This is a genomic window from Nocardia uniformis NBRC 13702, assembly GCF_001613345.1.
Taxonomy (GTDB): Bacteria; Actinomycetota; Actinomycetes; order Mycobacteriales; family Mycobacteriaceae; genus Nocardia; species Nocardia uniformis.
This window is the reverse complement of sequence record NZ_BDCE01000093.1, coordinates 66,046-80,258: the sequence shown is the minus strand read 5'-3', so window position 1 is coordinate 80,258 and position 14,213 is coordinate 66,046. Positions and strand designations below refer to the sequence as shown.

The 14,213-nt window shown below is 66.6% G+C and carries 15 protein-coding genes; 7 read left to right on the top strand and 8 right to left on the bottom strand.

Going from position 1 to position 14,213, the window contains the following annotated elements:
• Positions 1-17 precede the first annotated feature (17 nt).
• Genes NU1_RS34430 through NU1_RS34420 form a run of 3 tightly spaced genes read left to right on the top strand, consistent with a single transcriptional unit; the run spans position 18 to position 2,987 of the window.
• Complete coding sequence (locus NU1_RS34430; RefSeq protein WP_067528005.1) at positions 18-686, top strand: response regulator transcription factor; 669 nt, start codon at positions 18-20, stop codon at positions 684-686.
• Positions 683-1,972 (top strand): sensor histidine kinase, encoded by a 1,290-nt coding sequence (locus NU1_RS34425; RefSeq protein ID WP_067528093.1) that lies wholly within the window; start codon positions 683-685, stop codon positions 1,970-1,972. The genes NU1_RS34430 and NU1_RS34425 overlap by 4 nt, the downstream gene beginning before the upstream one ends.
• Positions 1,959-2,987, top strand: a complete 1,029-nt coding sequence (locus tag NU1_RS34420; protein ID WP_067528003.1) for a DUF8320 family protein — start codon at positions 1,959-1,961, stop codon at positions 2,985-2,987. Before NU1_RS34425 ends, NU1_RS34420 begins: the two co-directional genes overlap by 14 nt.
• Here the strand turns inward: NU1_RS34420 and NU1_RS34415 are convergent.
• Positions 2,984-3,445, bottom strand: coding sequence for a hypothetical protein (locus NU1_RS34415; RefSeq protein WP_067528001.1), 462 nt, complete (start codon positions 3,443-3,445; stop codon positions 2,984-2,986). The genes NU1_RS34420 and NU1_RS34415 overlap by 4 nt on opposite strands.
• Before the next feature lie 148 nt (positions 3,446-3,593).
• Here NU1_RS34415 and dapA point away from each other — a divergent pair, with 148 nt between their 5' ends.
• A complete protein-coding gene (gene dapA, locus NU1_RS34410) occupies positions 3,594-4,502 on the top strand; it encodes a 4-hydroxy-tetrahydrodipicolinate synthase (protein WP_067527999.1) in 909 nt (302 codons plus the stop codon).
• A complete protein-coding gene (locus NU1_RS34405) occupies positions 4,499-6,532 on the top strand; it encodes a ribonuclease J (RefSeq protein ID WP_245720444.1) in 2,034 nt (677 codons plus the stop codon). Before dapA ends, NU1_RS34405 begins: the two co-directional genes overlap by 4 nt.
• Before the next feature lie 67 nt (positions 6,533-6,599).
• Here NU1_RS34405 and NU1_RS34400 read toward each other — a convergent pair whose 3' ends face one another.
• Positions 6,600-7,160, bottom strand: coding sequence for a WKL family lipoprotein (locus NU1_RS34400; protein WP_067527995.1), 561 nt, complete (start codon positions 7,158-7,160; stop codon positions 6,600-6,602).
• Positions 7,161-7,190: 30 nt separating this feature from the next.
• Positions 7,191-7,565 carry a DUF4189 domain-containing protein gene (locus NU1_RS34395; RefSeq protein ID WP_084522077.1) on the bottom strand — a complete coding sequence of 125 codons (375 nt, stop codon included), beginning with the start codon at positions 7,563-7,565 and terminating at the stop codon, positions 7,191-7,193.
• 301 nt (positions 7,566-7,866) lie between these two features.
• Here NU1_RS34395 and NU1_RS34390 point away from each other — a divergent pair, with 301 nt between their 5' ends.
• The gene (locus NU1_RS34390; RefSeq protein WP_067527994.1) at positions 7,867-8,490 is read left to right on the top strand and encodes a TIGR03085 family metal-binding protein; all 624 of its coding nucleotides are present in this window, start codon (positions 7,867-7,869) and stop codon (positions 8,488-8,490) included.
• Positions 8,491-8,560: 70 nt separating this feature from the next.
• Positions 8,561-11,152, top strand: a complete 2,592-nt coding sequence (locus NU1_RS34385; RefSeq protein WP_067527992.1) for an FtsK/SpoIIIE family DNA translocase — start codon at positions 8,561-8,563, stop codon at positions 11,150-11,152.
• Positions 11,153-11,228: 76 nt separating this feature from the next.
• Here NU1_RS34385 and NU1_RS34380 read toward each other — a convergent pair whose 3' ends face one another.
• The 5 genes from NU1_RS34380 to NU1_RS34360 form a co-directional block, all read right to left on the bottom strand.
• The gene (locus tag NU1_RS34380; RefSeq protein ID WP_067527990.1) at positions 11,229-11,600 is read right to left on the bottom strand and encodes a hypothetical protein; all 372 of its coding nucleotides are present in this window, start codon (positions 11,598-11,600) and stop codon (positions 11,229-11,231) included.
• 11 nt (positions 11,601-11,611) lie between these two features.
• Complete coding sequence (locus NU1_RS34375; RefSeq protein WP_245720443.1) at positions 11,612-12,082, bottom strand: roadblock/LC7 domain-containing protein; 471 nt, start codon at positions 12,080-12,082, stop codon at positions 11,612-11,614.
• Positions 12,079-12,900, bottom strand: a complete 822-nt coding sequence (locus NU1_RS34370; protein WP_245720442.1) for a hypothetical protein — start codon at positions 12,898-12,900, stop codon at positions 12,079-12,081. Before NU1_RS34370 ends, NU1_RS34375 begins: the two co-directional genes overlap by 4 nt.
• The gene (locus NU1_RS34365) at positions 12,854-13,261 is read right to left on the bottom strand and encodes a hypothetical protein (protein ID WP_067527988.1); all 408 of its coding nucleotides are present in this window, start codon (positions 13,259-13,261) and stop codon (positions 12,854-12,856) included. Before NU1_RS34365 ends, NU1_RS34370 begins: the two co-directional genes overlap by 47 nt.
• A 271-nt stretch (positions 13,262-13,532) precedes the next feature.
• A complete protein-coding gene (locus NU1_RS34360) occupies positions 13,533-14,069 on the bottom strand; it encodes a DUF8020 domain-containing protein (RefSeq protein WP_067527986.1) in 537 nt (178 codons plus the stop codon).
• Positions 14,070-14,213 lie beyond the last annotated feature (144 nt).

Sequence of the window (14,213 nt, the reverse complement as noted above, 5' to 3'; positions counted from 1 at the left end):
AGAGGTGAAGGGTCGCCGTGCAGGCGCAGGAGTCGAGGCCATGTCGGATCGGTTTGGTTGAGGACCACGAATCGGTGGCCATCGGATTGGCCGCCATGTTGGCGCCGGAAACCGATCTGGAATTGGTGATTACGGCCGGGACGGTGGCGGAGTTGCTGTCGGCGCAGCCGGAATTGGATCTGGTGGTGCTGGATCTGCGGTTGGCCGACGGATCGTTGCCGGAGGACAATGTGTCCGTCCTGCGCGCCAGCGGTGTCGAGGTGCTGGTGTTCACCGCCGCCGACAATCCGTTCATGGTGCGGGCGGCGGCGCGCGCGGGTGTGCTGGGTGTGGTGCGTAAATCGGAGGATGCGCGGACCGTGGTGACGGCCGTGCGCCGCGCCGCGCACGGCGAACAGGTGGTGACCACCGACTGGGCGGCCGCCATCGACGGTGATCCGCAACTGTCCGAGGTGGCATTGAGCCCGCGCCAGCAGGAGGTACTACAGCTCTACGCCTCCGGTGAGAAGGCCTCGCGTGTGGCGCGGCTGACCGGGCTGTCCGAACAGACCGTCAACGACTATCTCGGCCGAATCCGGCAGAAGTACGCCGATGCGCTGCGCCCGGCTCCGACCAAGACCGACCTGTACAAGCGAGCGGTCGAAGACGGTTGGCTGCCACCGCCGGAACGGCATCCGCGCGCATGACCGCGTCCAGTGCGCTGGACTCCCCGCCCGTCGAGGCACATACGATGACGCTGTCCGCGCTGACGCGGCGGATTCGGGGAGCCCTTGATACGGCCGATGAATCGTCGACCGCCGCCTCAGATCGGATCCTGCGCCGCCTCGGCGTCTCCGCCGGTATCGCGGGAATCATTCTCGGCCTGTTCGAAGTGCCGGAGATCGCCGAGCAGAGCCGGGTCGCCCCGCACTGGTGGACAGCCTCGGCGGTTGTGCTGGTCTTCGGGTTCTTCCCGATCCTCGCGCTGGTCTCGCTGGTGGCCGGGCGACGGCCGATCAAGGTGGTATCGGCCTGTGCCGCACTGAGTTTCCTGGCGGTCGTCGCGACCTTGCCATTCGGATTGGAGGTGCACACCGTCAACGCGTCCGCGGTCTGGCCGTCGCGGGTACTGGCCATGGCCGTGATCGCGGCGGTGCTGGCGTTCCCCACCCGCTGGGCGGTCGCCTACATGCTGCTGGCGTCGGCGGCGGCCGCGGTGACGACCATCTACACGATGGTGGACTTCACTCCGCTGTTGTTCGTCGAGAACTTCCTGCGTGCGGCCGGATTGTCGGCCCTGTTCGTCTGGTGCGGCACCGCGGCGCTCGGTGCGGCCGAACGGGTGGACCGGGAATCGGCCATTGCCGCCCGCCGCGCCGCCGTCGCCGCCGCCGCGCAGGCACGCGACCGGGAACGCTCCCGCTTCGCCGCGCTCATTCACGACGCCGTGCTGTCCACGCTGCTGGAGGCTTCGCGCGCGGGCACCGAATCGGCGGTGGTGCGCCGCCAGGCCGAACGCACCCTCGAACAACTCGACGAATCCCGGGGCGCACAACGCGATCCCGATCTCTTCGATGCGCGCTCGGCGGTGCTGTTCCTGCGCACGGCGGTGCACGAGGTGAATCCGAGCATCCGATTCGCCACCCGCACCTGGCCCGGCTTCGACGATCTGCGCATGCCGGTGCACGCCGCCAGCACGCTCGCCGCCGCACTCACCGAGGCGGTGCGCAATAGCCTGCGGCACGCCTCGGTACCCGGTCGCGAGGTGCGGCGCACCGTGACCGCCACCGTCAGTGCGGGCAGTATCCGCATCGTATTCACCGATGACGGAGCGGGTTTCGACCTCGCGCAGGTCCCCGCCGACCGGCTCGGTATCTCGGTGAGCATTATGGGCCGCATGCGCCAACTCGCGGGCGGCTCCGCATTCGTGGAATCACAGCCCGGGGAGGGCACGACAGTGACACTGGTCTGGGGCGGCGATGGCTCTCACTGATACCTCCGACACCCGGTTCGGGCTCGGTGATCTCCTCGGACTGCGCGGCGGCGCGGGCTGGCTGTTCCTGATCATTCTGGAAGTCACCATCGCGCTGTACATGCTCAAGAACTTCGACGAGGTGTCGCTCTGGGCCGCCCTCGTGGGCCTGTTCCTCATGCTCAGCGCGGGTGCGCTGATGATGGTGGTGCCGGTCGATCCGCTGCCGATTCCGGTGGCGCTGTTCGCGGCCGCCGCCGGCCCCGTCGCCGCGGCCGTGATCGTTATGAGCTTGCCGGTCAACGGATTACAGGATTCGGTGTGGACGGCCTACGCCGCCTCGTACGTGCTCTCGGTGCTGGTGCTGCGGGGTCGCGCGCGAATCGCCTGGGCAGGAGTGGCGGCCATTTCGATTGTGGTCGCGGCCGCCGGGATGGGACCGCAATTGGAGTCGCGGGCCGTGGTCGGATCCATTGTGCCGATCGGCACCGTCGCCGCCATCTCGGTCTTCGCCGCCATTATGCGACCCATGCAGCGCTCACTGCGCGTACTGCGCGAGGACGCCATGTTGCGCGCCGCCGCCGAGGCGACCATGTCCGCCGCCGATAGCGAACGCACCCGGCAACTGACCCGGCTGGACCGCGTCGCCCGTCCGATCCTGGAACGCATTGCCGACGGCGCGGAACTCACCGCTACCGAACGCGAGGAATGCCGCCTACTGGAGGCCGAACTCCGCGACGGCCTGCGCGCACCACAGCTGGTGACCGATGAACTCAGCGGCGCGGCCCGCGGCGCGCGCTCCCGCGGCGTCGAGGTGGTGTTGCTCGATGACGGCGGTTTCGCGGGCGTACCCGAATGGGTGCGCAAACGTGTAATCGACGCGGCGACACGGGAACTGGATGCCGCCAATGCGGGAACGGTAACTGTGCGGGTGCTGCCGCTGGGCCGACGGGTGCTGGCCACGGTGCTCGCGACCGCCCCGGACTACGACCAGCGCACCGAAATCGACACCGATGGCAAGGTCAGCGTCGCCTAGCTGCCCTTCGGCTCGTCGCCACGCCCGTAGCCACTCCTGCGCATCTGATCTCGCAGCGCTCCCTGGACGGCCGTCGCCATCCACGAGTTCAGCGACTGTCCGCTCTGTGCCGCGGCCTCCTCGGCGCGCGATTTGATCTGCTCGACCAGGCGCAATGTGACTCGGCTGATATCGCCGGTCATCTCCTCGAAGGTGGGTTGCTCCTCGTCCTCGGTCGGCGTCTTGCGCACGTCGATATGGGCGTCGGTGCCGTCCACGGAGACGTGCACGGTGCGATCGCCGACCGCTGTACTGATCTCCGCGGCCAGCTCCGAAAGCGCGGCGAGGAGGGTCAATCGCGCCGAATTCTCGGTTGCGGCGGCCAGGGCGGCGGCCGTGGCCTGGGTTTTGTCATCGCCGAGCGCGGCGGCGGCAATGAGATCCTCGCGCAGGCGAGCGGTGTACTTGTTCAGGTCCATGACATCAGCCTGACATCATTATTGACGCCACGCAATGAGATGAATGATGTCACCGTGCGGGGGCCATTACAGGAAGTCCCGTCACACCGGCGGCGGTTCGGTGACAAGGGTGCAAATAGCTATTACCCCACCGGGTAGCCTTCTGACTATGACGAACGGTGAATCGACGCGAACCGAGCTGCGCGCGTCCGGCACAGTAGGTGTTGCGATGGTGACCCCCTTTACCGCCGAGGGCAAGCTCGATGTCGACACCGGAGTCGCTCTCGCCGCCAGCCTGGTCGACCGGGGGGTCGATCTGCTCGCCATCTCCGGTACCACCGGCGAATCACCGACCACGACCGAATCCGAGAAATTCGACCTGCTGCACGCCGTCGTAGACGCCGTGGGTGACCGCGCCACCATTATCGCGGGCGCCGGCACCTACGACACCGCGCACAGCATCGAACTCGCCCGCAATGCCCAGCGTGCCGGGGCACACGGGCTGCTCATCGTCACCCCGTACTACTCGCGCCCCAGCCAGGACGGGCTGCTGGCGCACTTCACCGCCGTTGCCGACAGTACCGATCTGCCGGTGACGCTCTACGACATTCCGCCGCGCTCGGTGGTACCCATTGCCCCCGACACCCTCCGCCGTCTGGCGGAGCACCCCAATATTGTCGCCGTCAAGGACGCCAAGGGCGATCTGAACGCGGGCGCGCACCTCATCGCCGAGACCGGGCTGACCTTCTACTCCGGTGACGATGGGCTCAATCTGCCGTGGCTGTCGGTCGGTGCGGCCGGATTCATCAGCGTCATCGGCCATCTCGTACCCGACCGCCTGCGGGCGATGCTCAATGCTTATCAGTCCGGTGATGTGGTGAAGGCTCGCGAAATCAACGCGACCATGATTCCACTCAACCGTGCCATGGCCGGCCTCGGTGGTGTCGCCATGACCAAAGGTTCGCTCCGACTGCTCGGTTTCGACGTCGGCGAACCACGTCTGCCCCAACTCATCCCCAGCGAGATACAACTCGCGGAACTTGCCGCGGATTTGCGCGCGGCGGAGGTAATTGTATGAGCGACCCTGTGAGTCGTCGTCCACGTCGTACGGCCAGCCGCGCCGCTGGAGCGCCGGAGCCCGTGCCGGAGCGACCGAAACAGGTCGCCGCGCCGGAACCCGTTGCGCCGGTGCGCGAATCCGCCCCGGAGCCGGTGCGGGAAGCGGTGTCCGCGAAGCAACCCGCTGTCGCGCAGCCGGAATCGGCCACCCGTGAGACGGCCTCGCAGCCGCGCGCCGAGAAGCAGGACAGCGGACGCGGTCGCTCCGCGCAGCAGAGTGATTCGCGCGGCCGGTCGCAGGACCGCAACCGCCGTGGCGGCAAGGGCCGCCCGTCGGGTCGGTCCGAGCAGTCCGCGCCGCCGGTACGCGATCCGCAGTCCTTCGGCCCCCCGCCGCCCGCCCCGCGCGGTGGTCTGCGGGTATTCGCACTCGGCGGCATCAGTGAAATCGGCCGCAATATGACCGTTTTCGAGTTCGGCGGCAAATTGCTGATCATCGACTGCGGTGTGCTGTTCCCCGAGGATCAGCAGCCCGGCGTCGACCTGATCCTGCCCGACTTCGGTCCCATCGAGGACCGCATGGACGATATCGCCGCGGTCGTGCTCACCCACGGCCACGAGGACCACATCGGCGCGGTGCCGTTCCTGCTGCGCCTGCGCCGCGATATCCCCATCGTCGGCTCCAAATTCACCCTCGCCCTGGTGGCGGCCAAGTGCCGCGAGCATCGCTTGCAGCCCAAGCTCATCGAGGTCATCGAGGGTCAGCGCACCGAGCACGGGCCGTTCGACTGCGAGTACTTCGCCGTCAACCACTCCATCCCGGACGCTCTCGCCGTGGCTGTGCGCACGCCCGCGGGCATTGTGCTGCACACCGGCGATATCAAGCTGGACCAGCTGCCCCTGGACGGCCGCCTCACCGACCTGGCCGGATTCTCCCGGCTCGGCGACGAGGGCGTGGACCTGTTCCTGGTCGACTCCACCAATGCCGAAGTGCCCGGCTTCGTCACCCCTGAGCGCGAGATCGGCCCGGTGCTCGATTCGGTGATCGGTAAGGCCAAGGGCCGAGTCATCGTGGCCTCCTTCGCCTCCCACGTGCACCGCATTCAGCAGGTGATCGATGTGGCCAAGCGCTATGACCGCCGGGTGTGCTTCGTCGGCCGGTCCATGGTCCGCAATATGCAGATCGCCCAGGACCTCGGCTACCTGACGCTGCCCGAGGGTCTCGAGGTCGATCTGGATCAAGCCGCGAACCTGCCGGTGCACAAGCTGGTGCTCATCTCCACCGGTTCGCAGGGCGAACCGCTCTCGGCGCTCTCCCGGATGGCCCGCGGCGATCACCGCCAGATCAATATCCGCCAGGATGATCTCGTGGTGCTGGCCTCCTCGCTCATCCCCGGCAATGAGAACGCCGTCTTCACGGTCGTGAACGGCCTGGCCCGCGTCGGCGCGACCGTGATCACCCAGCAGAGCGCGAAAGTCCATGTCTCCGGCCATGCCTCGGCCGGTGAGCTGCTGTACCTGTACAACGCGGTGCGGCCCACCAACGCCATGCCCGTCCACGGTGAATGGCGGCACCTGCGTGCCAACGCCGCGCTCGCCGTCGCCACCGGTGTCCCCGAGGAGCGGGTGATGCTGGCCGAGAACGGCGTCGTGGTCGACCTGGTAGACGGTATCGCCTCCATTACCGGCAAGGTGCGCATCGGCCAGGTGTACGTGGACGGTCTGTCCGTCGGCGATGTCGGCGAATCCACCCTGTCCGACCGCTTGGTCCTCGGCGAGGGCGGCTTCATCTCCATTACCGTCGCCGTCGACGAGACCACCGGAAAGGCCGTCACCACACCGGAACTCAACGGCCGCGGCTTCTCCGACGACCCGGCCGCCCTGGCCGACGCCCAGGAACTGGTCGAGGCCGAACTGCGCCGCCTGGCGGGCGAGGGCGTCACCGACACCCACCGCATCGCCCAGAGCGTGCGCCGGGTCGTCGGCCGCTGGGTCGCCGACACCTACCGCCGCCGCCCGATGATCGTCCCCACCATTATCGGCGTGTAAGTACTGCCAGAACGAAAAGCGAAGAGCCCCAGCGGAATCCGCTGGGGCTCTTTCGTATGTACGTCGGCTACTCGGGCTGGCAGGCCGCCGAATCCAGCTTGGCCGCCTTCACGATGCTGCATGCGAAGGCGTGGTCGACCTTCCATTCGTTCTCCTCGGCGACGAAGGAGACGGTGGCGTTCTCGACCGGCTGGCCGCCGATGGTCACCTCGGCATCGGCCTTGAGCTTGCCGTCGACCGGGTCCGGGACGTTGGTGATCTTCACCGTGACGTCGTTCTTCTTGGCGGCGTCGACCAGCTTGTCGACCAGCATTGGATCCTGGTTGGCGTCCTCGATCCAGCTGATCTTGGTCTTGGAGTCGATCGACGGGTCGAACGCCTTCTGCAGCTTGTCGTTCAACTCCTCCACGGTGGGCTTGGGCAGGTCGGGGATCTCGGGGGTGGTCGGGTCGGTACCGTCCACCTTGTCCTCACCCTCGGTGCCGCCCTCGAATTCACCGGTGGGCGTGGCGGCGGAGGTGGTATCCGGCGCGGCGGTCGAGCTCTCGTCCGAGCCGCAGGCCGCCAGCCCGAGCGCCGAGGCGGCCAGCGCCACGGCGACAGTGGCGCGGAAAATGGTGTGCTTCAACGAATTACTCCCCTGAATCGGAATGAAGATCTAGAACTGGTGGCCGGAGGTGCAGCTCCAGTGAATGATTCTGGAGCCCGGATTCTTCCGCAGCGCCTGGCTCTTCGCCGCCGCGAGCGAGTTCGCCGCGCCATAGCTGTACCAGCCGGGGGAGTGGGAGATCGCGCCGCAGCCGTTCGAATAGCGGGCCACGATCTTGCACGGACCACTGCATTGGTTCATGGCATTGCGCTGGGCGCTGGCCGAGTCCGGGTAGTCGTAGGACCAGGCGATACTGCCGGTCTTCGCGGAGTGCGCGATGGCGCCGTAGTTCACGGCGTACGCATTCGCCGGTGCCGCGAGACTGACGAGCAGGGTGCTAGCCGCCACGATCACCATGGCCGCGCCACTGACGATCTTCTTCAAGATATTGCCCTTCTAGTGCTGAGCGGCCCATTCCCCGATGGGCCGAGGGTCAAGCTACCGACCCGAATTGGTTGGTGCCAACCCGAAAGCGCGCACGAGGCGGTGTTTTTCGGACTTTCGCCCATTGCCCCGCGCCGCCGCTTCCGGTGTGGTGCACTAGATGATCGAGTAGCTGCCTTATCGCCGACCGGGTATTGCGCTTAAGGCGCGTATGCGCCATTGGCTTTCCGCGTGTCCCGACCGCGCCGTCGTCGCTGGCCCGCACTTCTCGCGGGCTGGCTGTCCGGTTAGGGTTCGGGGTATGAGCATGGCGCAACGCGAACGGCAGGGGCTGGTGCGGGCCATGGCGGCGGTCGGTCCGGATGCCCCCACTCTGTGTGGTGACTGGACGGTGCGGGATCTGGCCGCGCACTTGATCGTTCGGGAGGGCCGTCTCGACGCCGCGCCGGGCATCATGCTCAAACCTCTCGCCGGGTACCTCGATCGCGTCCAGGCCAAGGTCGCGCGCCGCCCGTTTCCGCGGCTGCTGGAGGAGGTGCGCACGGGCCCGCCGATCTGGTCGCCCATGAAACTCGTGGACTCGGTCATCAATCTCACCGAGATGTTCGTCCACCACGAGGATGTGCGCCGCGCCGCGACCAGCTGGGAACCGCGCGAGATGTCGGCCGCCGATGAGGATCGGCTGTGGAAAGCCTTGCGCCCCATGGTTCGAATGGCCTATCGCAAAGCTCCGGTCACCGTCGTACTGGCGACACCGGATAACCGCCGCCTGACCGCCCACACCGCGGGCGATCGCACGGTCGTACTCACCGGCCCGCCGTCGGAGCTGCTACTGCACGCCTTCGGTCGTGACGAGGTGCGCCTGAGTGTCTCCGGTGAACCGGATGACGTGCGCGCCGTCCTCGCCATCGACCGCAGTGTCTAAAGCTGTGTGATGTGCGTGAGGTGGGTGTTGCGGATGGTCTGGATGAGGCTATTGCGGCTAGCCTGGGTGCATGGCAGGTAAGTCCCGCGGCACCGCAGCGTCACGTGCACGGGCGGGATCGACGCGGGGGCAGACTCCTGCACGATCTCGTTCGCGCGCCCCACGCTCCACTCCGGCGGCGCAGCGGCGTACCGCCTCGGCGGGGCGTGTGCGCCGTCCACCGGCACGTCGTCCGACCCGCGGCAGGTCCGATACCGCACCGCTGGCGGTGATCACCCGCGGTGTCAGCAGCGGGTGGAATATGCTGGCCCGCGGCCTCGGAGCCACCACGCGGGCGATCAGCCGGGCCGGGGATATCGAACACGGACATCGCCGCGACGGCATCGCGATGGGCCTCGTCGCCTTCGGATTCGTGATCGCGGTCGGGGTGTGGCTGTCGGCGGGTGGCCCGGTGGGGCAGTGGGTCGATACCGCCATCCGCTGGGTGATCGGATCGGCGTCGGCCGCACTGCCCTTCGTGGCGGTCGGGATCGCGGTGGCCCTCATGCGCACCGAACCGCATCCGGAGATTCGACCTCGACTGGTACTGGGTGGGCTGTTGGTCGGTCTGCCCATTCTCGGGCTGTGGCACCTGGCCTCCGACGCCCCCACCGATATGGAGGGGCGCGCCCGCGGCGCGGGTTTCGTCGGATATGTGGTGGGCGGACCGCTGCGTGACGGGCTGAGCGCCTTCCTGGCGGTGCCGCTGCTCATGCTGGCCATCCTCTTCGGTGTGCTGCTGCTGACCGGCACCACGGTGCGTGAGGTCCCGCAACGACTGCGCGAGATCTTCGGCACCGGTAGCGGTGGCGACGAATACGACAGCGAGCCCGGCGAATTCGGCCTCTACGATCCGGCCAATTACGACGCCGACGGCTTCCCGATCCACAAGCAGTCCAAGCGCAAACGCCCCCGCACCCCGTCGGAGGCTTACCCGCCCGATGAATTCGGCGGCTCCGACGCCGTGACCGAGGTAATCGGCGAACCGCCGCTGCAGGACGCCAAGGAAATCGCGCCCGAGAAGCCGAAAGCCAAGCCCCGCAAGCTGCCCAAGGTGGTCGATCAGACTCCGCCGCCGGAGCAGGCCCAGCAGTTGGAATTCGTCACCGACCGCGAGGTGGAGGGCGACTACCAGCTGCCGCCGCTCACCCTGCTCACCGATGGCGATCCGCCGAAGAAGCGCAGTGCCGCCAATGAGTCCATGATCGAGGCGATCACGGAAGTGCTGGTGCAGTTCAAAATCGACGCCGCTGTCACCGGTTTCGTGCGCGGTCCGACGGTCACCCGCTACGAGGTCGAGCTGGGTCCCGGCGTGAAGGTCGAGAAGATCACCGCGCTGGCCCGCAATATCGCCTATGCGGTTGCGACGGAGAATGTTCGGCTCCTCGCCCCCATCCCGGGCAAGTCGGCGGTCGGTATCGAGGTACCGAACTCCGATCGTGAATTGGTGCGCCTGGCCGATGTATTGAAGGCCCCGACCACCCGCAATGACCACCATCCGCTGGTGATCGGCCTCGGCAAGAATATCGAGGGCGAATTCGTCTCGGCCAATCTGGCGAAGATGCCGCACCTGCTGGTCGCCGGTTCCACCGGTTCGGGTAAGTCGAGCTTCGTCAACTCGATGCTGGTCTCACTGCTCGGGCGCGCCACCCCCGATGAGGTTCGCATGATCCTCATCGACCCCAAAATGGTGGAACTCACGCCCTACGAGGGTATTCCGCACCTCATCACCCCCATCATCACCCAGCCGAAGAAGGCGGCCGCCGCGCTGGCCTGGCTGGTGGAGGAGATGGAACAGCGCTACCAGGATATGCAGGTCAACAAGGTCCGCCATATCGACGACTTCAACCGCAAGGTCAAGTCGGGGCAGATCACCGCACCGCTGGGCAGCGAACGGGTTTACCGCCCTTACCCCTACATCCTCGCCATTGTCGACGAGCTCGCCGACCTGATGATGACGGCTCCCCGCGATGTCGAGGACGCCATCGTCCGCATTACCCAAAAGGCCCGCGCCGCGGGCATTCACCTGGTCCTGGCCACCCAGCGTCCGTCGGTCGACGTGGTCACCGGTCTGATCAAGACCAATGTCCCGTCTCGATTGGCCTTCGCCACCTCGTCTCTGACCGACTCCCGAGTCATTCTCGACCAGCCCGGCGCGGAGAAACTCATCGGTATGGGCGACGCCCTGTTCCTTCCCATGGGTGCGAACAAACCCACCCGCCTGCAGGGTGCGTTCATCTCCGACGAGGAAATCCACGCCGTCGTCGAATTCGCCAAGACGCAGGCCGAACCCGAATACCAGGATGGCGTCACGGCCGCCAAGGCCGGTGAGAAGAAGGATGTCGACGCCGATATCGGCGATGACCTCGACCTGCTGCTGCAAGCCATCGAACTGGTGGTCACCTCCCAATTCGGTTCCACCTCGATGCTGCAGCGCAAACTGCGCGTCGGCTTCGCCAAGGCGGGCCGCCTCATGGACCTCATGGAAACCCGGGGCGTCGTCGGCCCCAGCGAGGGTTCCAAGGCCCGCGATGTCCTCATCAAGCCCGATGAGCTGGACGGTCTGCTGTACACCATCCGCGGTGGGGGAGACCCGGAAGAGGCTGGCACGGAGGACAACTGACTCCTGCTCGGTCGCAAGGGTCGGCGGCGTGGTTTCACAGGAACCACGCCGCCGAATCCCCTTGGTCGCGAACGATTCACACCTCCAGGTCCTCCTCGATGCCCCTGAGCCGGTGGCGGGCGAGGGCGAGGTTCGCCCGGCCTTTGTCGAGGGCGATGTAGAGGAACAGGCCCTTGGACTTGCGTCCGGTCATCGGCCGGATGATGTGGTACTGGCCGGACAGGGTGATGAGGATGTCCTCGATCTCCTCCTTGAGCGCGAGCTGATCGATCGTGCGCATCTTGGCCCGGACCACCTCGGTATTGCCCGCGGCCGCGACCTGGAGATCGAGCGCCTTGGAGTTGCCGAGCATGCCGAGTGCCATACCGCTGTTGTAGTCGACGACCGCCGCGCCTATCGCGCCGTCGATCACCATCATGTCCTTGAGTGCCAGATCCAGATTGGCCATGGGTTTTCCTCTCATTCGGATTTCCTTGCGTGGGTTTTCTTGCGGTCGTTCGTCATTGCCGACAGCTGGTCGGTGATCACGCGTGCGACCGGGCGTGATTCCAGGTGCAGGCGGCCGATATTCACCTCCGGCGCGGCCAGCACGGTCAACGAGGTCCAGCCCGCCGCGTAGATCACCACCGAGCCATCGGTGCCGCGCACCACCACCTCGTGGAAGCCGCCGCCGTGCGCGGTGGAGGCCAGCCGATGCGACAGCGACAGTTGCGCGGCGGCCATGGCCGCCATTCCGGTGGGCTCGATATGGGCGGGCAGGTTGTGGGCGACGAGCAGCCCGTCATTCGACGCCACCAGCGCGCCGGTCATATGGGGGACGCGCTCGCACAATGCCTTCAGCTCCGCCAGCACCGCCGCATTCGGTTCGGGTCCGGGCACCTTGGTCAACCTTCCCATCAGTTCGCCGAGCAGGTTTCTCCGCGCGGTCACGTAAGCTCCTCGAGCGCTGCTCGCAGCCGAACGAGCACGTCGCGATCGACCGGCTCCCAGCGGTCCGGGATGGGCACCGATACGGTCGGGCGCATGCGACGGCGCAGACGCGGAGTGGATTCGACGTCCGCGGCGGCCAAAGGTCCGGTCATGACGACCGGTACGGGCTGTTCGATCAGGCCCGCCGCGGTCAGATCTCGCACCGCCACCAGGCAGCCGTAGGTCGTGCGGCCGAGGTCGCGGGCGATCCCGCTGACCGTGCGGCCGGTATCCGCGGCGGCCAGTACTTCGGCCTGGCCCGCGGTGAGCACCACGCGCTGTCGCCGAACGCGGCGGGCGGGCACCACCGGGGCCCGGTCGACCAGGCTCGCCGGCCAGCGCCCCACCTCCGGATCACCGCGGCGCGCACACTCGTCCACCAGTGCCCGGGGCGCGACGCGGCAGATCGAGGCCAGCCAATGCGGCGGCGCGGGCTGGAACTCCGGGACGGTGCGCGAGGCCAGCAGGAAGTACGCGGCGTCGAACACCGACAGCAGCGCGAGGGCTTCCAGCCGTGGCCCCGCCGCTTCCGGTGCGGTGGCCGCGCTCTCGGCCTGGCGCCAGACCTCGACGCTGGCGACGCCCGCTTCCGCCATGAGCCGATCCAGCCTCGTGGTCCTACGGCATTCTGCGCATGCGATCAATCCGTCGACGAGATGAAACGCACCGTCGCCAGCGTGCAGCACCCCGGTACCTCTTTCGTCTTCCAGACGCCGCAATTCGTTTGCGAGTTCAACGCTCACGACCATCCCCGGCATATTGAACTCCGGCAAATTCATCGAGAATCCCCCGCAATCGGTATCGGGCCATTGCCAGATTCCCGCTGTCGTCGTCGAACAACACATGCACGAACAACCGTCCGTCGAAGTCCCCGTCGATCAAATTCAACAGGTGGTATCCCCGAGTTCCACACACCAGGATCTCGCGAATGTCATCGCCGTCCCGGCCGCTGGCCAACGCCGGACAAGCCAGTACCGCCCGCACCACATCCGTTGTGCCAGCGGCATCTTCATGCTGATCGACAAGTTCGTGTTCTCCCGCCCCCGCGATGGCCAGTCCACTCGCCCCATCCACCAGCGTGGCGCTGCGGGCCCCGGGAATGTCCATGATCAATTGCAGACATCCATCGATACCGAGCACCGCGCCACCACTTTGTCTATGGGATCTTTCGAGCGGTGCAGACGCTACCAAGCAGCGGTCAGCAATGTGCCAGAAACGCAACAGAATTCAGCCCACTAGACCATTTATCGCGAAAGCGAGATAAGGAAACCCATTGGTATTCAATACCTTTGAGTCGCTGAATTCGAATTAATTTGTGCCCTAAGGCTCTTGTCGTCCTGGGCTGAGAGATGCTAGTCGGGGACGAACAGTCCGGAGACTGTTCTACCCCGATTCGATTCGACGACAGCGGTCACGAGACCGCGCCGACCCAACCTCCGATCGCAGCACCGATGGCGCATCCGATAATGGCGCCGACCAGGAAGAACCAGATCCCGATCAAAATGCCGACCACACATCCGACAACCGCTCCGGCGAAGATGGCGCCAGCGCCGCCAGCGGTGTGGACGAAGGGCAGATCCTGCGAGCTGACGGCCGCGGCGGCGGGTGTGGGGCCGCCGACCGGGGTGAGGGTCAGCTCGGTTTCACTGTTCAATGTCGGTGTGACGGCGAAGTTGCCGCCCGTCTCGGCCCGCAGTGTCGTCGGAATCGCGCCGACCACCACCCCGTTGTCCGCGACTACCTGGACAGCGTCCGGGGTCAGCACAAATCTGCCGGAAGCCAACGTAATAAGCGCATTCGAATGATCGGCCGCCAGCGTGGTGGTGTAACCCACCGACCCGTCGACCGCGCTGACACTGAGTCCAGCCTGCCCATGAGCTGTTGTCATGGTGATCCCGGTGGCCGCTATGGCGAATACCGCCGTCGCCACCATTCTCTTGATGAACATGTTCCTTCCAATCCGTGAGGGTTCCGCTGACTCGCTCCCCCGACGAACGGCATCGGATACGGGCTAATCGCAGGCAACGCACCCGACGTTTCGGCTGGGCACGGCATTTGGTGCGCGCGGCACGAGTTGGGTGTGCCGTGCCGC

Bases quoted from the DNA above. Each gene is read 5' to 3' on its own strand.
- NU1_RS34425 (WP_067528093.1), top strand. From the start codon at position 683: ATGACCGCGTCCAGTGCGCTGGACTCCCCGCCCGTCGAGGCACATACG.
- NU1_RS34420 (WP_067528003.1), top strand. From the start codon at position 1,959: ATGGCTCTCACTGATACCTCCGACACCCGGTTCGGGCTCGGTGATCTC.
- NU1_RS34415 (WP_067528001.1), bottom strand. From the start codon at position 3,445: ATGGACCTGAACAAGTACACCGCTCGCCTGCGCGAGGATCTCATTGCC.
- dapA (WP_067527999.1), top strand. From the start codon at position 3,594: ATGACGAACGGTGAATCGACGCGAACCGAGCTGCGCGCGTCCGGCACA.
- NU1_RS34405 (WP_245720444.1), top strand. From the start codon at position 4,499: ATGAGCGACCCTGTGAGTCGTCGTCCACGTCGTACGGCCAGCCGCGCC.
- NU1_RS34390 (WP_067527994.1), top strand. From the start codon at position 7,867: ATGAGCATGGCGCAACGCGAACGGCAGGGGCTGGTGCGGGCCATGGCG.
- NU1_RS34385 (WP_067527992.1), top strand. From the start codon at position 8,561: ATGGCAGGTAAGTCCCGCGGCACCGCAGCGTCACGTGCACGGGCGGGA.
- NU1_RS34380 (WP_067527990.1), bottom strand. From the start codon at position 11,600: ATGGCCAATCTGGATCTGGCACTCAAGGACATGATGGTGATCGACGGC.
- NU1_RS34370 (WP_245720442.1), bottom strand. From the start codon at position 12,900: ATGAATTTGCCGGAGTTCAATATGCCGGGGATGGTCGTGAGCGTTGAA.
- NU1_RS34360 (WP_067527986.1), bottom strand. From the start codon at position 14,069: ATGTTCATCAAGAGAATGGTGGCGACGGCGGTATTCGCCATAGCGGCC.